This is a genomic window from Priestia sp. JNUCC 25 (assembly GCF_053667915.1).
The window spans coordinates 719,704-740,144 of the sequence record NZ_CM132211.1 but is presented as its reverse complement, the minus strand read 5'-3'; the positions used below and the strand labels follow the sequence as shown (position 1 = coordinate 740,144).

Sequence of the window (20,441 nt, the reverse complement as noted above, 5' to 3'; positions counted from 1 at the left end):
TAAACAAAAACAAAAAATACCTAAACAGCAACAAACAGAAACTACCTTTTCTGTCCTTGCAGCTTAGGTTTTGCCTGCTTCATCAGTAACAACCCTAAAACAATAGGAATAAATGTCTTTATTTGTAATCTATCATTCTTTCTCTTTTTTTTCAATTTTAACTAAAGCGTTAGGCTTAGTGGCATTAATAGAATTTATGTGGTCTCTTCATACCGATGTAGCCCCAATACAAACGTACGAATTAAAAAGTCCAGGGTCTCATCAGTGCTTAAAGGCATTCCAAATCCCCCTTTTTGCTCCAAAGAAGCAAATCCATGTAAAATGCTGCGAAGACTTCTAACAGCATGAAGGGCTTCATCTTCTGGAAGATGATACGGTTTCAACACATCCAGCACTAAAAGCACAATGTTATCAGATGCTTTTTGTACTTCTTCATCTTGTATCCTTGGTGCTACTGTTGCTGTTGCTTCGTATATTCCCGGAGACTTTCTTACAAATGAAACGTACGCTTTGCTTAGCTGATAAACAGCGTCTTCTGCAGAAGCATGTTCAACAGCACTTTTTAAAAGATGATATAGCTGCTGCAGTCCACTTAAAGCCAGTTCTTTGCGCAGCTCTTCTAATCCTTTTATATGATTATATAAAGACGGTGGACGAACATCTAATTCTTTGGCTAATGAAGCAATTGTAACAGCATAAAACCCTTCACGATTGGCCAAATTTCCACCTGTTTGAATAACCTTTTTAAAATCTAGTCCCTGTCGTGGCGACATCCCTTCATCCCCTTTTTTCCATTTTCACTTTTGCTTGTTGTATTGCTTTTCCCATCAATTTCAGCGGCCGAGAAAGGAGTCTTCCGTGTCCAACAGCAAGAAGTGACGGGTTTAGTTGATATAGCTTTTCTGCACTTTTAAGTGACAGCTCCTTACTCCACGTTCCAAAAGCGGGAAACGGAAACAGCGGCTTTAACTGACCTGATACCGCAACTCCTCCTCGCACTTGGAAAGAATCTCCCGCAATTAATGCGTTCGTTCTCTGGTCTAAAAAAGACATAGACCCAGGTGTATGTCCAGGTGTAAAAATAGGAGCAAGTGAGCCTATGTAAGACTCTTCTTCAATGAAATGATCAACTTCAGTTGAGATCTTTCCTAGCTTTGGTACTCCTCCACGGATTGGGTTTTGAGGTTCTTCAGAATCGAGTGTTAAATCTCCTGAAAATAATCGATAATCTCTTTGCGACATATAAACAGAAGCATTCGGTAAACTTTTCTTCAAAGTATCAATCGCCCCGATGTGATCTTCATGAGTATGTGTAAAAACAATTCGCGTAATCGGTTTTCCAATTCGATCTGCAGCTTTCAAAATACCTGACGCGCTGTACGGAAGAGCTGCATCAATTAATGTAAGGCTATCTTTTTCTTCAACTAAATAACAATTCACTGGAAAAAAACGAGGCAAAAACGTCAGTTGATACAACATTTTCTCACGAACTATTCTCATTTCCTCATCCCCTATTATCAAAATAAAAACTAATGGTATTAGTTTTTATTTTAACTAATATCATTAGTTTTATCAATCATATAGTGGAAAAAACAAAAAAAGTGTGAGACATAACGAAATCAATTGAATCTAAAGACGAACAAATGAGATAAAGAAGCTCGTATAGATCAATTGTTACACTGTCCCCACAAAAAATCCGAACGCGTTTGGTTCTCCATCAAGAATCAAACGCGTTCGGATCTTCCTTTAACTAAACTACTTTTGCCCTAGCCTCTATTAAAATTAAATGTCTTTTCTCTCCCCTGTAGCAGCCACTACAATCGCACTGCCTTTCTTTAACTCTTCTTCATATTTCTTTGTTTCGTCTTTTGATAAGCCTAGTGAAGCCATTTTTGTTCGAAGCTCATCTTCTCTTGTTAAAAATAAACTCGCTGCTGAATGTAAAGGACCTTCTTCAGACAGTCGAATAATATTTGTGTCCGTTACTTCTGTTAAATTTTTAGAATCTTCCTTGTCATAAGTAAACACGTATACTTCATTTTTCTCAAAACCTTTGTCTGCAAATTGATTAATTGCTTCGTTAATATCCGCTCCGCTTTCTACTACTTCAACATGTTTCATTATTTATAACCTCCTGTTTCTATAGCACATCTTTCTTTTATACTTAGCAAAAGAATAAACTTCTTACTACTATATATACCCGTTTTCAGAAAGGGAAACCCGCATTTAACGCTTTGCAGAGAGTTTGAATATCATTCCACATTATCCTTTAATAGGATGTATACCTCTTTTGATTAACTTATTTGAAACAATCATTCAGCTTATTTTCAGCTACCATTCATAAGAAATTCATCTACATTGCTTATTATAAAAAAGAAAAAAAACGCTAATCAGGTACTTTATACGCATAATGAATGTCTGTGTCAGAGTAAGCCGGATATGAATGCAACAATTCATATCCGTTTTTTGTATGAAAGAACCTCTAACAACATTCTGTCCATACGTCTTACAACATACTATAATTCTCTATATTAACTAAAAATTCAGGTTATATAGGAGGTTACAAATGAACAGCCATCCACAGCCACAGTTAAAAAAAGAGTTAAAGATCCGGCATATCACCATGATTTCTCTTGGAGGAATTATCGGGGCTGGATTGTTTATCGGAAGCGGATCACTCATTAACACCGCTGGACCGGGATCTATTTTTTCGTACGCGTTTGCTGGTTTGCTCGTTATTTTAGTCATGCGAATGCTTGGAGAAATGTCTACTGCAAATCCTTCCAGCGGTTCTTTTTCCACTTATGCAAAAGAGGCATTAGGCCCTTGGGCAGGCTACACGATTGGCTGGCTCTACTGGTTTTTCTGGGTTATCGTTATTGCTGTTGAAGCTATTGCAGGTGCAAATATTATTCAATACTGGTTCCCGTCTTTGCCGTCTTGGGGAGTAAGCCTGGCTCTTACTTTTTTATTAACGATGACCAATCTGTACTCTGTTAAATCTTTCGGAGAATTTGAATATTGGTTTTCCCTCATTAAAGTCGTCAGTATCGTTCTTTTTTTACTTTTAGGTATAGCTATTATTTGTGGATTCATTCCAGGAATTGATTCTCCCGGCACTTCCAACCTTTTGCACAAAGGCGGCTTTTTACCGAATGGAATTAGCTCTGTATTTTTAGGAATTGCCCTTGTCATGTTCTCCTTTATGGGAACAGAAATTGTCGCAACCGCAGCAGGTGAATCGTCTCAGCCTGAAAAAGCCATTACCATCGCCACCAATACCGTTATTTATCGCATTTTGTTTTTCTATTTAGGCTCTATTTTTATTTTAGTAACGGTTCTTCCGTGGAATTCGTCAAGCATAATGAAAAGCCCATTTGTATCTATTCTTGAATTAGTAAATGTACCGGCCGCAGCTCAAATTATGAACTTTATTATTTTAACAGCCGTTCTTTCCTGTCTGAATTCTGGTCTGTATACAAGTTCTCGCATGCTGTTTTCCATGTCTCAAAACGGCGATGCGCCAAAAAGTTTTTCAAAATTAAATAAAAAAGGCGTGCCAGTTAGTGCGATATTAGCATGTACAGTTATCTCGTACATTAGCGTTATCTTTAACTACATTTCACCGGACAAAATCTTTTTGTTTTTAGTGAATGCATCAGGCGGCGTAGCGCTTCTTGTATATCTTGTTATTGCATTTTCACAGATTAAAATGAGAAAAAAATATGAAAAAGAAAATCCTGAAGCATTAAAAATTAAAATGTGGTTATTTCCTTACTTAACTTACGCTACAATCCTTGCCATCACTAGTATTTTTATTGCCATGGCATTTATTGATTCATTACGTTCTCAGTTCTTCTTAACTCTTTTAATTGCTGTACTCGTCGTAGGTTCTTTTTTCTTTCAGCGTACAAAAGTGACGAGCGGCTTAGCAGCAAAAGAAAATACATCAAAATAAAAGAGGTTGAGACATAACTAAATGAATCCAACCTAAAGATGAACAAATGAGATAGATGAGCTGGACTGCTTATTACACCGCAGTTGATTTCCGTGCAAGGCTTCGCTTTCCGCGGGCGGCCGCTGAGCCCGCAGGAGTCTTCGCCTTGCCCTCCAATCACCTGCTAGAAGGAACGTAACAGATGAAACTATATTCACCATCAAAAAAAACGAACCACGAATCAAACATATTGATTAATGGTTCGTTTTTCACTTGGACTAAAATGCTTTTGTCCCAGCCTCTTTTTATTTAAGGAGATAAATCTCCTACAATTTTTGTTCCGTGTAATTCAGCTGCTTTTGTTTCTTTCATAACCCGCTCTGCGTTGCCTTCATGAATTCCTCCGCCGGGCAAAATAATAATACGTTCATTAGCATATGTGATCAATTCTCGGATCATATGCAGATTTTGCAAAGCAGATCCTTTCCCTCCTTTGGTCAAAATACGGTCTGCTCCCAATTCACTAAGTATATCAATGGCTTTGTATTTATCTTTAATCTCATCAAATGCCATATGAAACGTAACGCTTAAAGGATGAGCTTCTGCTATTAACTCTTTAGTGCGTCCGTAATCGATTTCAGCTTCTTCTGTTAAAATGCCAAATACTACTCCGTTTACTCCAAGGTCTTTACATGCTTTAACGTCTTTTTTCATAATTTGAAATTCTGCTTCGGAATATATAAAATCACCGCTTCTTGGGCGAATAATCACGTTGATATCTGTATCAAGATGTTCGCTTGCATATTGAATGGTGCCGTAACTTGGCGTAGTGCCTCCTTGACTGAGATTGTCACATAATTCAATGCGGTCTGCTCCTAGCTTCTCTGCTTTTTTTGCCTGCTCATACCCTTCTACACACGCTTCTTTTATGTACTTCATACTCTCAACTCCTTTATTGGCTGTATAAATAAAGCCCATCTTTAAAAAGATGGACTTCCCTCTGCTATTTAATCGCTTTATGAACTTTTAATTTCTTTCCTTTAATTGTCTTGTTCTTCATTGCTTGTAACACTTTGGTACCTTTTCCATTCAGAATCTCCACATAAGAGACGTTTTCTTGAATCGTAATAATTCCAATATCGTCCGCGGTTACTCCGTCTAATTTCGCAATTGTTCCTACAAAATCGACCGCTCGAATTTTCTTTTTCTTTCCTCCGTTAAAATACAGCTTCATAATGTCTTTATTTAATGACTCGCTTTTATCTTTTTTAACTTCTGGACGCTCATTAATTTTTTCAGTAAAAGCGGATGCTGCCTGCTGTACTTCTTCTTTAGAAGGAGGAGTAGATGTTGGAATTGAAAAGCCGATATATTCCTCAATTTCCGATAGCATTCTCTTTTCATAAGGCGTTACAAATGTGATAGCCTTCCCTTTTTTACCGGCACGTCCCGTTCTTCCTGTACGGTGAACGTAGCTTTCTTTTTCTAACGGAAGATCGTAGTTAATAACGTGTGTGATATTATCAATATCAATTCCTCTCGCAGCTACATCTGTCGCCACTAAATAGCGGAATTTACCTTTTTTGAAATCATTCATAACCTCAAAACGGTCTTCTTGCACCATTGCCCCGTGAATTTTATCACAAGGATACCCAAAATCATCTAAATCATCTAACAGCGTATTTACCTGCTCTTGCGTGCGGCAAAAAATGATGCAGCTGTCAGGGTTTTCTACTGTGGTTACGTCTTTTAGCAGTTCAAATTTATATTCGTTTTCTACTGATATAACAGAATGGTCAATCGTACTTGTCGTTAATCCATTTGCTTTGATTTCAACATCAACCGGCTTTTTCATATACTTGCGAGAAAGCTCTTCAATATCTTCAGGAAGCGTAGCGGAGAAAAGCATCGTTACACGCTCACTAGGAAGATGTTGAATAATTGCTTCTACTTGGTCAATAAAACCCATATTTAGCATTTCATCTGCTTCATCAATAACCAAATAACGAATTTTCTCTAATGCAAGCGTTTCTTTTTCTATATGATCAAGCACTCGTCCAGGCGTACCTACAACAATATGTGTTTTTTGCTTTAACTCTACTTTTTGCTTGGCAAATGGTGATTTTCCGTAGACAGCTGCTGCTTTAATTCGCTTAAAACGGCCGATATTAGTAATATCTTCTTTTACCTGCGCAGCCAGCTCTCGTGTCGGTGTTAACACTAAGGCCTGGGGCTTATTTTCTTCCCAATTAACTAATTCACACAGTGGAATACCAAAGGAAGCCGTTTTTCCACTTCCTGTTTGAGACTTCACGACCACATCTCTTTCTTCTAGCGCGATGGGAAGCACCTTGCTTTGTACTTCCGTGGGATGATTGTATTGCAGGCTAGAAAGCGCCTTAGCTACCTTGTCACTAAGACCATATTGACTAAAACTTCTTTGATTCATTTTGTACCCTCATTTATTTTAAATTAGTGATTATCTTTATCATGACCTGATGCACTATGTTTCATTATACTTTAATTCTTCTATACGCGCTCAAGATTTAATATAGCATTGATTTGTCAAACAAAAGAGAAAAGCCGCTCTCTTATTAATAAGAAAACGGCTTTGGTATGAGCGATGAGGGATTCGAACCCCCGACCCCATCCCTGTCAAGGATGTATTCTCCCACTGAACTAATCGCTCGTGATATGTATTGACTTTATTATAGAAAGAGTTATCCAATTTTGTCAACTATTTTTCCACAGTTCCCAAGTTGGAAGGATCGTCTTTACTTTTGATAAAATAAAAACATGCCATAAAGGAGCGTGACGGGATGAAAGCGCATATTGAATTTTATTTTGATTTTGTCTGTCCACTATGTTTTCTAGCCACTAAGCCTTTAAGAGAAGTCATTAAAGAACAAAAAGCTGAGATTGAATGGAAGCCTTTTGAACTTTGTCCTGAGCCAGCCCAGCAGATGGAGCAAATAGAAGATTTTTTAGAGAGACCTTGGAATCAATCGATAGCTCCCTTAGCACAACAGCTGCACGTAGAAATAAATATGCCGGACATGCCTCCAGTCCCGCGCACTCATTTAGCACATGAAGGCTTTCATTTTGCTAAAAAACATGGTCAAGAAATTGCCTATATAGATGCTGTTTTTAAAGCTTATTGGGAAGAGGAAAAAGATATTAGCCAGATTGAAGTCTTAGCAGAAATCGCTGATTCCTTGCATTTAGATCAAGAAATATTTACACGTATCTTAAAAGACCGGACGTTCGAACAAGTTCATAAAGATAGCTTAGTTCATGCGTATGAAGATGCTCATGTAACGAAAGTACCAACTTTAAAAATTGGCAGCCGTGTATTTCAAGGATTCGCTTCCAAAGAGACACTCGAAAAAGCGCTGTTCCATGAACGTTCTGCTAAAGACAGAGAGAAATGATTTACTAAGAGGTGCATTTGATGAATATTAATTATTATTTTAGTCGGTTTTTAGCTAAGAAACCGGATAGCCCAACGTATGAAAGCTTAGCTGCTTTACAGAACAAACACATGCTTCATGTTCCTTTTGAGAACTTAGATGTTCTGTCTCAAACCCCTATCATAATTGATTTAGAACGAATTTTTCAAAAAGTAATTGTAAATTTGCGTGGAGGATTTTGCTACGAATTAAACGGTCTATTTGGCTGGCTGTTAAAAGAAAGCGGATATGAAGTCTCTTACGTTTCAGCTACCGTCAAAAAACCCGACGGCACGTGGACCATTGAAGGAAGTCACGCTACAAACCTTGTGATGGTTGAAAATCAATCTTACATCGTAGACGTTGGATTCGGGGATTCTGTGCGCAAACCAATGCCTCTAAATGGCGAAGTAGTAAGAGATGTAAGCGGCTCTTATCGTATGACAAACGTTGCTGAGCATATGTATGATTTGCAGCGATGGGAAGATGATGTATGGAAAACGCTGTACCGTGTGTCTACGCTTCCTAAGAAACTGACTGACTTTACTCCCATGTGTGAGTTCAATCAAACGTCAGCCGATTCTCCGTTTGTACACAAACGTCTTGTTACGATCGCAACCCCTACAGGGCGCATTACCCTCTCTGGTGAAACGCTAACTGTAACAGATGGAGAAAAAAAGACGAAAAGGAACGTTTCAGAAGAAGAAATACCTGATATTTTACAAAATCATTTTTATATTATTAAAGGATTTTATTAATATCTCCTTACACGAAAAACCGGCCTCTTATGGGGCCGGTTTTTGTACAGGAGTAATCATCCTGTTTTCTACAGGCGACTTTAAAATAATTGAGGTATTCACATTTCCATAAGGAATCAGTTCATCCACTAGCATTCTAAGTCCATCCATTCCAGACACGGCTGCTTTGATAAAGTAAGAAACCGGTCCAGTTACGCGATGACATTCAAGCACGTCTTCATTTTGCTCAATAAAGTCTTCAAATTCCTCCGGTTTTCTTTTTAATTCGCTTACTTGAATAAACAGCTGTGTATCTCTTCCTAAAGCTTTCGGAGACACCGTAGCGCTAAAACGCTGGATCACTCCTCGTTCCTGAAGACGCTGAAGTCTTTCTGATACGCTTGGACGGCTAAGAGCCAGCTTTTTTGATAAATCACTAATCGTCATACGTCCGTCCCTTTGCAAAATAGACAATAGTTGTGCATCGATTTGATCCATACAAACCTTTCCTTTCAAAATGAATATAATAAATAAAATCTTTATTCAAGTTGATAACAGAACAAGTATTATTTCCTTCATTTATACATGTGTTTTCTTTATTTAATATCCTATCATTAAAGTAGATGATTGAAAATGAAAATTCCGAAAAAACAAACAAAGGGGTTTATTTATGAAAAAAGTTTTATGGATTATTCTTGGATGTACGATTGCAAGTATTGGTGTTCTTATCTTGCGGCACTCTCACGTAGTGACGGGGGGAACAGCTGGTCTGTCTCTTAGCTTGTCATATGCCCTTCCCTTATCGTTTGCGGTGATCTTTTTTCTCATTAATATTCCTTTTTATCTCTTTTCCTTCTTTCAAATGGGATGGAAATTTACCGCCACAACTATAGGATCAGTGTCTTTGCTATCGCTTCTCACTTCACTCGATCACTTGCTTCCTTCTTTTACACTTCCCAGCCTGATGGGTGCTGTTACGGGCGGACTAATTGCCGGCCTTGGCTTATCCATTTTATTTATGAACGGAGCTTCTCTCGGCGGTGCTAATATTCTAGCGTTATTCGCACAGCGAAAATTCGGCTGGGATCCTGGAAAAGTGAATTTTTCATTTGATTTCCTTGTCGTGCTGTCGAGCATGTATTCAATTGGACTTTCAAAAGGAATTTTCTCTGTTATATCCATTGCGATTACAGGTTTTGTCATCAGCTACTTCAAGCAAAAAATTGCTTTACACAATCAACCGACATCCGCTTCTGCCACACAGCCTTTAGATAATGCGCTTTCTAAATAAAAACCACGATTTAGCTGTGGCTAAATCGTGGTTTTTATTTACATTTTTTCTACTTTTATAAAATCAAATTGGGCTTCATACCCTGCTCCTTGAGGACTACAGGCATAAATACCAACTTGAACAGGTTCTTTGGCTGAGTTCAATAAGTGAGCGAGTCGGAGCTGAGTCCAAGAATCTCCATCACTTGAATAACAAACGGTGTAATCATCGTTTTTGCGCTGAATTTTAAAATAAAGCGCTGATTTGTTTTGAGTAAAATTTTGACTGGACCAATCTGAGAAGCCCTGGTTGGTTACGACTGCTCCTAATTGGTTAGGACCATCGGGATTGTATTCAACTGACGTTTTGATCCACGTATCTTTTGATACACGAATCATGAGACCTGCTTGATCGTAGCGATTAACTGGATATGTATGCACCTTTGTCATGATTTCAAAGTCGCCTTCTACTTCACGGTAAAGAAAGTGTCCATTGTCCGCTTCAAAGCCATAATGAGTACGCTGCCAAAAATCCGTTTTAGCGTCTGTTTTAATCACTAATCGATTCGTTTCTGTGTCAATTTGAAATTGAGCTGGTGGACAATACCAAGAAACGTCTGAATCTAATTTTCCTTCTGAAAAGTTTGTGAAAAATACTAGTTGATTACTCACTCTCTGTCATTCCCTTCTTAGAAGCTATTATTCTTCTATTTCTATTTTGCCATAATTTAACGAATAAATAAAATATTTTGATTATTTTTCTTGTAAATTCTTTTCTTTCATAAAAAAATAAGACTCTTTTACATAGAGTAAAAGAGTCTTATTTTTAAATTAATGCATTTAGAATAAGTGCTCCTGCAAAAGCAATAAAGGATAGAAGCGTTTCCAGAACGGTCCATGTTTTGAACGTTTCTTTCACTGTTAATCCTAAATACTCCTTCACCATCCAGAAGCCAGCATCATTAACGTGAGAGAACATTAGTGAACCCGCACCCGTAACGATAACAAGCAGTTCTAAGTTAACACCGGACATGTGCTCAATGATTGGTGAAACAATACCAGCCGCTGTTGTTAATGCAACTGTTGCTGAACCTGTAGCAATACGGATTAATCCAGCAATTAAAAATGCAAGCACAAGTGGTGATAGAGATAGATGTTCAGACATTTGACCAATCGTTGTACCTACTCCGCTATCGATTAATACTTGTTTGAAGCCACCCCCTGCACCAATAATTAAGACAATAGATCCTACAGGAAGCAAACATTCTTCCGTTAGTTTTTTAATCACATCTTTTGTCATACCTTGACGTTTTCCAAGCAGGTAAAACGCTGCAAAACAAGCAATTAAAAGTGCAATTAATGGACTTCCTATTAATTCTACAAACTTCACTACGCCGCTTGGCAATCCGTTAATAACAGGTGCTATAGCTGCTAAGACCATTAATAGAACGGGCAGTAAAATGACAAAGAATGAAACGCCTGTACCAGGAAGATCTTTTGATGTTGTCGTAATACGAATTAGATCAGGTTCTCCTTCTGGAATCACTCGTTTGTGAATCCATTTTGCAAAAACTGGTCCAGCGATAACTGCAGCTGGAATTGAAATGATTAATGCGTATAAAAGCACTTTCCCCGTATTTGCTCCGTAAATACTAATAGCTGCCATCGCTCCTGGATGAGGAGGAACGAGACCGTGAACAATTGATAATCCTGCAATAACCGGCAGAGCAATCAATAATATATTTTGTTTTGTCGTTTTATGAATGGAAATAACTAAAGGCAGTAGAATTAAAATTCCTACTTCGAAGAAAACAGGAATACCAATAATGAAACCTGCTACTAGCATCGCCCATGGCAGTCTTTTCACACCGAATATTCTTACGAAATAATCCGCTACCTGCATGCCGGCACCTGAATCGGCCATCAGCTTACCTAAAATTGTTCCCAACGCTAAAATTCCTACTAAGTGGCCTAAAACACCGCCCACTCCCGTTTCGTAAGCGCCAACAATTTTATCCATTGATAACCCAGAAGCAATTGCCAAAAACAAACTCGCAACCGTTAAACTAATAAACGCATGCCATTTAAAAACTGAAACACCTACAATAACAATAACAATTGCGGCAACTGTAATAGCTAATAAGTATGCATCCATCTTGCTTTCCACCTTCCCTTTAAGTAAACGCTTTCTCTATGTAGCAAAAAAGCTCTACACCCTGTGAATTTTTTAAAAATAAGTTCCAATTATCGAAATCGTTTACATCAATTATTTTAGAAAACGATTTCATTTTTTTATTACTTAAATTATATGAAAAAAAAATTCTTAAATCAACAAAAAAACTCAAAAAAATTTTATCAATTTTCTTCCATACAATTTTAACACATAAAAAAATCCAATCATGTTAATGATTGGATTCATCTTATTTATTTGGTGATGGTTGGATCAGCCGTTTGACTGTCAATAATCGGTTTTTCGCTTGTTTTTAACGTTATTTCTTCATATTCCCCCGGCGCTAATACGCTTTTATCTCCTCTCATGAGATACGTGTAAACGATGATAGAAATGAATAGACCAAATGTCCAGGCATTATCCCATAAAAAGCGCAGTCCAGGAATCAGTAAGCCTAAAACGGGTATGGCCACGCCAATTACTAATGCATAAATACCGTTTTTATTAAAACCTGTTGAATAACTGTAGCGACCGTTTACCTCATATAAATCCTTTAATGCCATCTGTCTCCTTCTTACAAGCCAGTAGTCAGCAATGGCGATGCCGTCTATAGGGCCAAGCAGCGCTCCGTATGTTCCAAGCCAGCCGAAAATATAGTTCCCGAAATTAGACATGATGTACCATGGCTGAAGTAAAATAGCAAAAATACCGGTCACTAGCGCCCCCATCGCAAACGTGATTTTCTTTGGATTCAGATTCTCAATTGCACGAGCTGGCGCGACGATATTTGCTCCCACATTAATCGTTAAAGAAGAAAGCACGATAACGATTGTTCCTAAGAAAATGATAAACGGAGGGAATTTAGCTACTAAGGCCACTGGATCCCAAATAGCTTCTCCAAATATAACGATTGTTGCTGAGGTAACAGCAATCCCAATAAATGAAAAAATACTCATTGTCAACGGTAAAGAGAAGGTTTGTGCAACCATTTGAGATTTCTGACTTCTAGCATATCGACAGAAATCCGGAATGTTCAAAGCGAGCGTCGCCCAAAATGCAATAACTCCCGTTAAAGCTGGGAAAAATACGGCTAGAAATTCTCTGGTTGATGTAAATTTAGAAGGCGTAGATAAAATGGGGCCCCACCCTCCCGAGTTTGTATAAGCCCATATAAAAAGAATAATAGCTGAAATACCAATAACCGGAGCAGCAATCGCTCCTAACACTTTAATCGCTTGCGGTCCTTTATATGCTACTCCTACATTTAAAAGCCAAAAAAGAGCAAATACAATGGCTGTATGACCAGCTAAACCGTTCCAAGACGAAAACGAAGCGCTTAGGAGCGTATCAATTGCTTCCGTTCCAATCCATGTATTAATTCCAAACCACCCAGCAGCCACAATGGCCCTAGCCAGTGCTGGGATATGTGCTCCTTTATCTCCAAACCACAGGCGGGCAAATACTGGATAAGGAATGCCAAACTTGGTTCCAGCGTGAGAATTAAGCAAAATAGGAATAAGAACAATAACATTTCCTAAAAAGATTGTACCAATTGCTTGCCACCAGTTCATTCCAAGCGTCATCATTCCGCTCGCCATTGTGTAAGCTGGAATACACAAACACATCCCAATCCAAAGCGTGGCAAAGTTAACTCCTTTCCAAGAATGCTCTTTCATCGTAGTCGGACGTAAATCCTCATTCCAAAGGTCACTGCCGCTCAGCTGGTTGTGCGTCTCATCTGTGAGCGTCACAATTCCATCTTGCTCAATTTGTGTTTTCATCCATAAAACCCCTTTTCATAAAATAAGTTCATTCCAAAAAACAAATTTTGTTTGAATTTTCTGAAATATAAAGGCGTTTGTGACGATTCCTTCTAGTATGTGATAAATACTAACGTTATCCCTTATTATATTTAATGCGAAACGGGGATACACTGGACAAATTGTAACATTATTTGAGGGAACTTTTATATATTGTGTAGTGTCAACTCTTTTTGTTGTTAGATAACCTAACACACAAAAAATCATCGCTTGAAAACTTCAAGCGATGATTTTTAAACTTAATGTACATATTTTTTTTGAAAAGCCGTAATGCTTTCGTATTCTTCTTTAAATAAGCGAGCCAAACGAATATAGATAGCCGTTAACTCTTTATATACTTCACTGTTTTCTTTGATTGGATAATGATGATTAGTCGCTCCAACCATATCAGAAACAACGTTTAATGAGTCAACTTCGCCAAGGCTATATAAGCCAAGGATAACTGCTCCTAGACATGAACTTTCAAAACTTTCCGGCACGGATACTTCTTGGTTAAAGATATCTGCCATCATTTGACGCCAAAGTGAGGAACGTGCAAATCCGCCTGTTGCCTGAATTTTTGTAGGCTCTCCAATTAACTCTTCAAGTGCCAATAATACTGTATACAAGTTAAAAATAACGCCTTCTAATACAGCACGAATCATATGTTCTTTTTTATGATGCAAACCTAGGCCAAAGAATGAACCTTTAGCATTTGCATCCCAAAGCGGCGCACGCTCTCCTGAAAGGTATGGATGAAACAATAAGCCGTCCGCTCCCGGTTTCACTAAAGCCGCAATATCCGTTAATACTTCATACGGATCTTTTCCAAGGCGTTTAGCTGTTTCTACTTCAGACGCTCCAAACTGATCGCGAGCCCATCTGAAAATCATACCTCCGTTATTTACTGGGCCGCCAATTACCCAGTGGTCTTCTGTCAACGCATAACAGAAAATACGACCTTTAGGATCGACTACTGGCTTGTCAGTCACTGCTCGAATAGCTCCGCTTGTCCCGATTGTCACAGCAACAACGCCTGGTTCAATTGCATTTACGCCTAAATTTGATAATACACCGTCACTTGCACCTACAATAAAGGGCGTATCCGGAAGTAAATGCATGTCAACTGCAAGCTCTGGGTTTAACCCTTTTAACTGATGCATTGTTGAAACAGGAGTAGATAACTGATCGGTTGTAACACCTGCTACTTTAAGTGCTTCTTCATCCCACGCAAGATTTTTCAGATTAAACAAACCCGTTGCTGATGCAATCGAATAGTCGATAACATATTCGTTAAACAACTTAAAGAATACATATTCTTTAATCGAAATAAACTTATGCGTTCCCTTCACTAATTCAGGCTGTTCATTAGAAAGCCATGTTAGCTTGGAAAGCGGCGACATCGGATGAATAGGCGTACCCGTACGCAAATAAATTTCATGACCATTGTATTCATTTTTAATTTTTTCCGTCCATTCTGCACTTCTATTATCTGCCCACGTGATACATTTTGTCAGCGGTTTTCCCTGCTGATCAACGGCAATAACACTGTGCATAGCTGAGCTGAATGAAACGCATAAAATATCCTCAGGTTTTACATCGCTCGTTTTTACAACCGTTTGAATTGTACGTACAACTGCTTGGAAAATTTCTTCAGGATCTTGCTCAGCCATCGCGGGCGTCGGCGAGTATAATGGATACTCAATCCCATGATTTGCAATGACTGTACCGTCTACTGAAAACAATACAGACTTTGTACTCGTTGTTCCGATATCTACACCTATTGCATATTTTTTGCTCATGCTGCTGTCCCCCTACTTTACTACTTTACTTATTTACAACACCGTGGCCGCCGAATTCATTTCGAAGTGCTGCTACAACTTTTCCTGTAAATGTATCTTCCTCTAATGAACGATAGCGCATCATTAGCGATAAAGCAATAACAGGAGTTGCCGTTTGAAGATCAAGAGCAGTCTCTACGGTCCATTTCCCTTCGCCAGAAGACTGCATGACTCCTTTAATACTGTCTAGTTTAGGATCTTTTGAAAACGCATTTTCCGTTAGTTCCATCAACCAAGAACGAACAACAGATCCGTTATTCCAAACGCGTGCTACGGCTTCATAGTCGAAATCAAATTGACTTTTTTCCAGAACTTCAAATCCTTCAGCAATGGATTGCATCATTCCATATTCTACACCATTGTGAACCATTTTTAAAAAGTGACCGCTTCCGCTTTTACCTGCGTACATAAATCCATTTTCTACGCAAATATCATTAAAAATTGGTTCAATTGTACGGAATACTTCCGCATCTCCCCCGATCATTGTACACGCTCCATTTCTTGCGCCTTCCATTCCGCCGCTTGTCCCTACATCAAAGAAGTAAATACCTTTTTCCTGAAGATCCTGAGCACGTCGAACAGATTCTTTATAATTAGAGTTTCCTCCATCTATTATAATATCTCCTTCTGACAGAAGTTCTTTTAGTTCTGTAATAACATTTTCCGTTACTTCTCCAGCCGGAACCATAATCCATACAACTTTAGGTGAAAGAGGAAGTTCATTGACTAACTCTTCAACAGTAAAGGCGCCAGTTGCTCCTTCATTTGAAAGTTTTTCTACCGCTTCTTTATTTACATCATAAGCTACTACTTCATGATGGTTGTCCATTAAATTTAATGATAAATTATATCCCATTTTTCCTAAACCGATTAATCCAATTTTCATTTTACAAACTCCCTTTGAAAAAAAATTTCACATTACCTCCATTATACGAATTATTTTTCATTTTGCAATCGTTTACAAGAAAATTTTTTTCACTCATATTTTTGTGCTATACTCTTTTTACTACTAAATTCGTGGAAAGGAACATCAGTTATGACGCAAAATTGCTTAGGAAAAATTCGTTCTCACTATGCTAGATTCAGTGAAAAAGAGAAAAAAATAGCAAATTATATTTTAGAACAGCCGGAACAAATTATTCACAGTACCATTAACGAAGTGGCAGACGATTTAAATGTAGCTGATGCAACAGTCTTTCGCTTTTGTAAACGAATTGGCTTCAAGGGCTATCAAGCGATGAAAATAGCGCTGGCTGCTGAAATTATGACGCCTATTCAGCAGATTCACGAGGAAATTGCTGAAACGGATAATGAAAAAACGATTGCTGAAAAAATCTTTCGCTCCAATGTGCGAACGCTTGAAAATACATTACAAATACTAGAAAGCAACGCTATTGAAAAAGCCGTTAAACTTCTTATGAAGGCGGATAAAGTTCAGTTTTATGGCACGGGCGGTTCTTCCGTAGTGGCTATGGATGCTTTTCATAAATTTGTTCGAACAGGAATTAAAACGTTTGCATTTATTGATTCCCACTTCCAGCTTATGTCCGCTTCTCAATTAACAAAACAGGATGTAGCGGTAGTGATTTCTCATTCTGGAACAAATAAAGACACGATGAACATTTTAAATACAGCAAAAGCGAACGGTGCCAAAACGATCGGTATTACGGGTTTTCCAAAATCTCCATTAAGCCAAAATGTCGATGTTTCTCTTTATACGAGTTCAGAAGAAACAGAATATCGATCTGAAGCTCTTGCCTCGAGAATTGGACAGCTAAGCCTCATTGATGCTTTGTACGTTAATGTAATGATTGCGAATAAAGATGCCTCTAAACACTCGCTTGAAAAAGTACGCGATGCCATTGCTGAAACTAGAATTTAATGTTTCGCCCTTATATATTCTTCAACTATAACACCAAACAGAGCATAGAATATATGCTCTGTTTAGTGCAGTTCTTCGCTTAAAATTTTCAGGTTTTAATTCTCATTTAACATTTTCTAAGTTACTACATATGATAAAGCACAACTTTTAAAAAGTAGGTGAAGTGTGTATGGATATTATCTATCGCACTGCAAAACTAGATGATTATACAGAAGTAAATAAAATATTAGGGGAATCACTAGAACTCCACGCAAATGCGCTTCCTTCTATGTTTGATAATCAAATGGCTGTTTTATCTCCGGAACAATATCAAGCTACTCTTTATTATGCAACCATTGATATTCTTGTAGCTCAATATCGAAATCAAATTATTGGGGCGTCTGTTGTTGAATTAAAATATAACCCTCCCACCACATTAGCTCCTCTTTCCTACACAGCGTACATCCAATATTTTGGCGTTAAGAAAGGCTTTCAAAATTATGGCGTCGGAAAAGGTCTTTTTTCTGCTACAAAACAGTGGGCTGTACAAAAAGGAGCAAATGACCTCCAGCTTACCGTATGGGCATTTAACGAGAAAGCACGTGCTTTTTATGAAAGTCTGGGGCTGAAAAACTTAAGCTACCTTATGACTACTTCACTACAGCCATAAATCGTTCTATTAACGGAGACTAGACACGTAGGTGATACGTGCCTAGTCTCCGTTATTCAAATAAAAGACTAAATCATTTCGACGCGTTAATTTACGCAGCTTATATACATACTAAAAGAAGTTTATTACGTAGCCGGATTGCCTTCTTGCAGCTGTTCTTGTTCATCACGCTGACGGTGAGCTAAACGACTTGCCGCACTAGAAGCTACGCTCGCTACTAAATCATCTAAAAAGGTATTAACTCCTTTTTCTTTTTTACAGTCCAGCTTTTCAATAATGCCTACTTTTACTTTATCTAAATAGCCAAAGGTCGTCACAGCGATACTGCCATAGGTTAAAACGGCACCAAGAGCAATCGTTTCGTCAACACCAAACAACCCTTCGTCTTGTTCTACAATACTTTGAAGAGGTTCTGATAATTTATTTTGCTCAGCTAACTTATCAAGTTCGATTCCAACTAGAAGCGCATGCTGAATTTCTCTCTTTTGCAGTACTCTTTCTACGCTTTCAGCGCATTCCTGAATGGTTAGAGCTGGATGATAAGGAAGCTGTAAATCATACACAATTTCAGCAATATCCAAAACTGTTACGCCACGCTCTTCTAGCAAATCAAATGTTGCCTTTGCTACTTCTTTGCTCGTTGGGATTTTTTTCGCTGTCATGTCTCTCTCTCCTTTTCAAGTTGTTGTCTCTCTTTATACTAAATTCGATGAGAGGCGCTAAAAACCTTTTTTGTTCATCTGCCTGAGTTCATAAACTCGTCACATATCTCTTTAGGCGTTCATTACATTTACTTGCTATAATGAAATTATCTAATCAGGAGGTTTGTCTACTGTGGAAGAAAAACAAAGTAAATTTAGCAGAGGCTTATTATTATTTTTCATTGGCGCAACAGCCCTTTTCTTTATCGTCTTAATCGTTCTGTTTCTCATGTCTACTTTTGGAAAAAGCGAAAAAGAAGCCGTAGCTCTTCTAGCAGGGAATCACTACGCTATCGTTAAGGAAGAGAATTCATATACTCTTTATGATCAAAAAGAAAACAAGCCTATTTTAGAAGATGTAAACGGCTATTTCGGTGCTCGCAATATCCGAAGTTATGTAAAAAATGACACAGAATTGGTTTCGATTGATGAAAAAGAAGAAGAATATACGAAGAAGCCGCTAGAAAAAGCCAGCCAAGCGGAAAAAGCTATGTTTAAAAAAATGAAAAAATTAGATTAACCAAAAGCGCTTCAGTCGATTCTGAAGCGCTTTTTTAATGACACATGCCTCTTTCTCGTCATTTGCTAAAAAATTCGTTACAATAAAATAAAGAACGGTTATTAGAAAATGTGTTACAATAAAGGTAACGCTTTCATTCAAATGCATAGGAGTCGATTATTCATGTCAGAAAGTAAGCGGAAGTTAGAAGAAATTTCTTTTTATAGTGACGCACTGCAAGAAGATGTCACGTTACTAGTCTATTTGCCGTCAAACTATTCTACGCTCTATAAGTATTCCTTACTTATTGCCCAAGACGGAAAAGATTATGTTATGTACGGACGGACACCTCGTTTAATTGATGATTTAATGAACGAGTCGGAAATCGATCGTACTATTTTTGTTGGAATTCCATATAAAAGCGTGGAAGACAGACGTGATAAGTATCATCCAGAAGGAAATCAAGTAGATGCTTACATTCGCTTTTTAGCACATGAACTTGTGCCATTTTTGGATAAAACATATCCTACATATCAAATGGGAAAATCACGTGTTCTAATTGGTGATTCGCTTGCTGCTACAGTTTCACTGCTGACGGCCATTGCGTATCCTCACACGTTCGGGAAAGTAATTATGCATTCTCCTTTCGTGAACGATGCTGTATTACAAACGGTCAACTCATTTGCTTCTCCTTCACTTCTGGATTTGTATCATGTTATTGGAACTGAAGAAACGGCTGTCAAAACAACACAAGATGGTATATTGAATTTTATTGAGCCTAACCGCCTGTTGCACGAACAAATGAAGCAGCGTGGATATTCTGTTTTCTACGAAGAATTTAATGGAAATCATACGTGGAAATACTGGCAAAAAGACGTAAAGCGGTCGCTTCAATATATGTTGAAGTAGAAAGATATCATATTTTTTGAAAATTTGTTATAATAAGCTCGCTTTATACATATTTTATGATCTTACTTTGGAGGGATTTTTTATGAAATTTGGCGTTGTACTTTTTCCATCTAAAAAATTGCAAGATGTAGCGAATTCTTATCGAAAGCGCTATGATTCTCACTATTCATTAATTCCGCCTCATCTTACATTAAAAGAAGTCTTTGAAGCTACAGAAGACCAAATTGATGAAATTGCGGCTAACTTGCGTAAAATTGCCGAAGAAACAAATCCATTTACATTAAATGTAACGAAAGTAAGCTCATTTTCACCAGCCAATAACGTTATTTACTTAAAAGTGGAACAAAAGCCAGAACTGACGTCACTTTACAATAAACTTCATGAAGGCAATCTTGAACAGCCAACTGAATATTCATTTATTCCACATATTACAATTGGTCAACGCCTTTCAGATGATGAGCACTTAGATGTGTATAGCCAGTTGAAACTTGTGGATGTCGCTCATGAAGAAACAGTGGATCGCTTTCATTTAATGTACCAGCTTGAAAATGAAACATGGACTGTGTTTGAAACATTTCGTCTTGGAAAGGGATAAGATA

General features: G+C 37.9%; 21 protein-coding genes and 1 tRNA gene. 9 read left to right on the top strand and 13 right to left on the bottom strand.

The genetic code is table 11. The annotated features are described in order from the left end of the window. Positions 1 to 194: 194 nt before the first annotated feature. The 3 genes from JNUCC25_RS03935 to JNUCC25_RS03925 form a co-directional block, all read right to left on the bottom strand. Positions 195 to 773 carry a TetR/AcrR family transcriptional regulator gene (locus JNUCC25_RS03935; protein WP_013055475.1) on the bottom strand — a complete coding sequence of 193 codons (579 nt, stop codon included), beginning with the start codon at positions 771 to 773 and terminating at the stop codon, positions 195 to 197. Between the two features lie 4 nt (positions 774 to 777). Continuing rightward, a complete protein-coding gene (locus JNUCC25_RS03930) occupies positions 778 to 1,500 on the bottom strand; it encodes an MBL fold metallo-hydrolase (protein ID WP_098278236.1) in 723 nt (240 codons plus the stop codon). Positions 1,501 to 1,782: 282 nt separating this feature from the next. Continuing rightward, positions 1,783 to 2,121 carry a general stress protein gene (locus JNUCC25_RS03925; protein ID WP_013055473.1) on the bottom strand — a complete coding sequence of 113 codons (339 nt, stop codon included), beginning with the start codon at positions 2,119 to 2,121 and terminating at the stop codon, positions 1,783 to 1,785. A 445-nt stretch (positions 2,122 to 2,566) separates the two neighbouring features. Between JNUCC25_RS03925 and JNUCC25_RS03920 the strand changes: the two genes are divergently transcribed. Beyond that, positions 2,567 to 3,958: an amino acid permease gene (locus JNUCC25_RS03920; RefSeq protein ID WP_029324793.1), complete on the top strand. Its 1,392-nt coding sequence runs from the start codon at positions 2,567 to 2,569 to the stop codon at positions 3,956 to 3,958. 288 nt (positions 3,959 to 4,246) lie between these two features. On the opposite strand, the gene JNUCC25_RS03915 is transcribed toward JNUCC25_RS03920, so the two are convergent. The 3 genes from JNUCC25_RS03915 to JNUCC25_RS03905 form a co-directional block, all read right to left on the bottom strand. Continuing rightward, entirely contained in the window at positions 4,247 to 4,876 is a 630-nt protein-coding gene (locus JNUCC25_RS03915; protein WP_013055471.1) for a copper homeostasis protein CutC, read from the bottom strand. A gap of 64 nt (positions 4,877 to 4,940) precedes the next feature. Next, complete coding sequence (locus tag JNUCC25_RS03910) at positions 4,941 to 6,386, bottom strand: DEAD/DEAH box helicase (RefSeq protein WP_029324792.1); 1,446 nt, start codon at positions 6,384 to 6,386, stop codon at positions 4,941 to 4,943. Positions 6,387 to 6,554: 168 nt separating this feature from the next. Beyond that, a tRNA-Val gene (locus tag JNUCC25_RS03905) sits at positions 6,555 to 6,626 on the bottom strand. 130 nt (positions 6,627 to 6,756) lie between these two features. Here JNUCC25_RS03905 and JNUCC25_RS03900 point away from each other — a divergent pair. Together JNUCC25_RS03900 and JNUCC25_RS03895 are read left to right on the top strand one after the other, a co-directional pair. Next, positions 6,757 to 7,368 (top strand): DsbA family oxidoreductase, encoded by a 612-nt coding sequence (locus JNUCC25_RS03900; protein WP_029324791.1) that lies wholly within the window; start codon positions 6,757 to 6,759, stop codon positions 7,366 to 7,368. A 20-nt stretch (positions 7,369 to 7,388) separates the two neighbouring features. Then, positions 7,389 to 8,144: an arylamine N-acetyltransferase family protein gene (locus JNUCC25_RS03895; RefSeq protein ID WP_029324790.1), complete on the top strand. Its 756-nt coding sequence runs from the start codon at positions 7,389 to 7,391 to the stop codon at positions 8,142 to 8,144. Positions 8,145 to 8,171: 27 nt separating this feature from the next. Here JNUCC25_RS03895 and JNUCC25_RS03890 read toward each other — a convergent pair whose 3' ends face one another. Continuing rightward, the gene (locus tag JNUCC25_RS03890; RefSeq protein ID WP_013055467.1) at positions 8,172 to 8,621 is read right to left on the bottom strand and encodes an Lrp/AsnC family transcriptional regulator; all 450 of its coding nucleotides are present in this window, start codon (positions 8,619 to 8,621) and stop codon (positions 8,172 to 8,174) included. Positions 8,622 to 8,793: 172 nt separating this feature from the next. Here JNUCC25_RS03890 and JNUCC25_RS03885 point away from each other — a divergent pair, with 172 nt between their 5' ends. Next, entirely contained in the window at positions 8,794 to 9,414 is a 621-nt protein-coding gene (locus JNUCC25_RS03885) for a YitT family protein (RefSeq protein WP_029324789.1), read from the top strand. A 38-nt stretch (positions 9,415 to 9,452) separates the two neighbouring features. Here the strand turns inward: JNUCC25_RS03885 and JNUCC25_RS03880 are convergent, their stop codons facing one another. The 5 genes from JNUCC25_RS03880 to gnd form a co-directional block, all read right to left on the bottom strand. Then, on the bottom strand, positions 9,453 to 10,064 hold the full coding sequence (locus JNUCC25_RS03880) for a DUF1349 domain-containing protein (protein WP_013055465.1): 612 nt from the start codon (positions 10,062 to 10,064) through the stop codon (positions 9,453 to 9,455). 154 nt (positions 10,065 to 10,218) lie between these two features. After that, on the bottom strand, positions 10,219 to 11,547 hold the full coding sequence (locus JNUCC25_RS03875) for a GntT/GntP/DsdX family permease (RefSeq protein ID WP_029324788.1): 1,329 nt from the start codon (positions 11,545 to 11,547) through the stop codon (positions 10,219 to 10,221). 269 nt (positions 11,548 to 11,816) lie between these two features. Next, complete coding sequence (locus JNUCC25_RS03870) at positions 11,817 to 13,343, bottom strand: NCS1 family nucleobase:cation symporter-1 (RefSeq protein WP_013055463.1); 1,527 nt, start codon at positions 13,341 to 13,343, stop codon at positions 11,817 to 11,819. A gap of 278 nt (positions 13,344 to 13,621) precedes the next feature. Then, complete coding sequence (gntK, locus tag JNUCC25_RS03865) at positions 13,622 to 15,163, bottom strand: gluconokinase (RefSeq protein WP_029324786.1); 1,542 nt, start codon at positions 15,161 to 15,163, stop codon at positions 13,622 to 13,624. 25 nt (positions 15,164 to 15,188) lie between these two features. Continuing rightward, positions 15,189 to 16,088: a phosphogluconate dehydrogenase (NAD(+)-dependent, decarboxylating) gene (gnd, locus tag JNUCC25_RS03860; RefSeq protein WP_013055461.1), complete on the bottom strand. Its 900-nt coding sequence runs from the start codon at positions 16,086 to 16,088 to the stop codon at positions 15,189 to 15,191. A 150-nt stretch (positions 16,089 to 16,238) separates the two neighbouring features. On the opposite strand from gnd, the gene JNUCC25_RS03855 reads away from it, so the two are divergent. Both JNUCC25_RS03855 and JNUCC25_RS03850 read left to right on the top strand, forming a co-directional pair. Then, positions 16,239 to 17,084, top strand: a complete 846-nt coding sequence (locus tag JNUCC25_RS03855) for a MurR/RpiR family transcriptional regulator (protein ID WP_013055460.1) — start codon at positions 16,239 to 16,241, stop codon at positions 17,082 to 17,084. 169 nt (positions 17,085 to 17,253) lie between these two features. Continuing rightward, positions 17,254 to 17,733, top strand: a complete 480-nt coding sequence (locus tag JNUCC25_RS03850) for a GNAT family N-acetyltransferase (protein WP_013055459.1) — start codon at positions 17,254 to 17,256, stop codon at positions 17,731 to 17,733. A 125-nt stretch (positions 17,734 to 17,858) separates the two neighbouring features. Here JNUCC25_RS03850 and JNUCC25_RS03845 read toward each other — a convergent pair whose 3' ends face one another. Then, positions 17,859 to 18,395, bottom strand: a complete 537-nt coding sequence (locus JNUCC25_RS03845) for a phosphatidylglycerophosphatase A family protein (RefSeq protein WP_013055458.1) — start codon at positions 18,393 to 18,395, stop codon at positions 17,859 to 17,861. Between the two features lie 172 nt (positions 18,396 to 18,567). Here JNUCC25_RS03845 and JNUCC25_RS03840 point away from each other — a divergent pair, with 172 nt between their 5' ends. The 3 genes from JNUCC25_RS03840 to JNUCC25_RS03830 all read left to right on the top strand — a co-directional run bounded on the left by JNUCC25_RS03840 (position 18,568) and on the right by JNUCC25_RS03830 (position 20,437). Further along, a complete protein-coding gene (locus JNUCC25_RS03840) occupies positions 18,568 to 18,954 on the top strand; it encodes a hypothetical protein (RefSeq protein WP_029324785.1) in 387 nt (128 codons plus the stop codon). Positions 18,955 to 19,116: 162 nt separating this feature from the next. After that, positions 19,117 to 19,842, top strand: coding sequence for an alpha/beta hydrolase (locus tag JNUCC25_RS03835; RefSeq protein ID WP_013055456.1), 726 nt, complete (start codon positions 19,117 to 19,119; stop codon positions 19,840 to 19,842). A gap of 82 nt (positions 19,843 to 19,924) precedes the next feature. After that, positions 19,925 to 20,437: a YjcG family protein gene (locus JNUCC25_RS03830; RefSeq protein WP_013055455.1), complete on the top strand. Its 513-nt coding sequence runs from the start codon at positions 19,925 to 19,927 to the stop codon at positions 20,435 to 20,437. The last annotated feature ends 4 nt before the right edge of the window (positions 20,438 to 20,441 follow it).

Coding starts and splice junctions, on each gene's coding strand:
- gntK (WP_029324786.1), bottom strand. CDS start 15,163: ATGAGCAAAAAATATGCAATAGGTGTAGATATCGGAACAACGAGTACA.
- JNUCC25_RS03895 (WP_029324790.1), top strand. CDS start 7,389: ATGAATATTAATTATTATTTTAGTCGGTTTTTAGCTAAGAAACCGGAT.
- JNUCC25_RS03935 (WP_013055475.1), bottom strand. CDS start 773: ATGTCGCCACGACAGGGACTAGATTTTAAAAAGGTTATTCAAACAGGT.
- JNUCC25_RS03900 (WP_029324791.1), top strand. CDS start 6,757: ATGAAAGCGCATATTGAATTTTATTTTGATTTTGTCTGTCCACTATGT.
- JNUCC25_RS03870 (WP_013055463.1), bottom strand. CDS start 13,343: ATGAAAACACAAATTGAGCAAGATGGAATTGTGACGCTCACAGATGAG.
- JNUCC25_RS03910 (WP_029324792.1), bottom strand. CDS start 6,386: ATGAATCAAAGAAGTTTTAGTCAATATGGTCTTAGTGACAAGGTAGCT.
- JNUCC25_RS03855 (WP_013055460.1), top strand. CDS start 16,239: ATGACGCAAAATTGCTTAGGAAAAATTCGTTCTCACTATGCTAGATTC.
- JNUCC25_RS03830 (WP_013055455.1), top strand. CDS start 19,925: ATGAAATTTGGCGTTGTACTTTTTCCATCTAAAAAATTGCAAGATGTA.
- JNUCC25_RS03845 (WP_013055458.1), bottom strand. CDS start 18,395: ATGACAGCGAAAAAAATCCCAACGAGCAAAGAAGTAGCAAAGGCAACA.
- gnd (WP_013055461.1), bottom strand. CDS start 16,088: ATGAAAATTGGATTAATCGGTTTAGGAAAAATGGGATATAATTTATCA.
- JNUCC25_RS03890 (WP_013055467.1), bottom strand. CDS start 8,621: ATGGATCAAATCGATGCACAACTATTGTCTATTTTGCAAAGGGACGGA.
- JNUCC25_RS03835 (WP_013055456.1), top strand. CDS start 19,117: ATGTCAGAAAGTAAGCGGAAGTTAGAAGAAATTTCTTTTTATAGTGAC.
- JNUCC25_RS03930 (WP_098278236.1), bottom strand. CDS start 1,500: ATGAGAATAGTTCGTGAGAAAATGTTGTATCAACTGACGTTTTTGCCT.
- JNUCC25_RS03850 (WP_013055459.1), top strand. CDS start 17,254: ATGGATATTATCTATCGCACTGCAAAACTAGATGATTATACAGAAGTA.
- JNUCC25_RS03915 (WP_013055471.1), bottom strand. CDS start 4,876: ATGAAGTACATAAAAGAAGCGTGTGTAGAAGGGTATGAGCAGGCAAAA.
- JNUCC25_RS03925 (WP_013055473.1), bottom strand. CDS start 2,121: ATGAAACATGTTGAAGTAGTAGAAAGCGGAGCGGATATTAACGAAGCA.
- JNUCC25_RS03920 (WP_029324793.1), top strand. CDS start 2,567: ATGAACAGCCATCCACAGCCACAGTTAAAAAAAGAGTTAAAGATCCGG.
- JNUCC25_RS03885 (WP_029324789.1), top strand. CDS start 8,794: ATGAAAAAAGTTTTATGGATTATTCTTGGATGTACGATTGCAAGTATT.
- JNUCC25_RS03875 (WP_029324788.1), bottom strand. CDS start 11,547: ATGGATGCATACTTATTAGCTATTACAGTTGCCGCAATTGTTATTGTT.